Source organism: Shinella sp. M31, assembly GCF_049199205.1.
In the GTDB taxonomy this organism is placed as follows: Bacteria; Pseudomonadota; Alphaproteobacteria; order Rhizobiales; family Rhizobiaceae; genus Shinella.
In genome coordinates this window covers 1-204 of record NZ_JBLZPH010000212.1, presented here as the reverse complement: position 1 = coordinate 204, position 204 = coordinate 1, and the positions used below count along the sequence as shown (strand labels likewise).

Below are 204 nucleotides of genomic sequence, written 5' to 3'. Positions count from 1 at the left end.
CCGTTGGGCACGTCGAAGCGGATGCCGAGCTTGCCGTGCATGAAGGTCTGACCGCGTACGTAACCTTCTTCCGGGGCGTCGCCGTAGAGCAAGCCGTCGATGCCGGCGAGATAATAGCCGCGGCCGCGGTCGCCGATCGTGCCTTCCGCCCCGAAGGCGCGGGCATGCAGCCGCGCCAGCTCCACGCGCTGCGGCGCGTTCGGG

Annotated in this window: 1 pseudogene; it reads right to left on the bottom strand. The window is 70.1% G+C overall.

The window, feature by feature from the left end:
• Positions 1-204: pseudogene (locus ACOZKU_RS27860) on the bottom strand (metalloprotease); the annotation flags it as partial.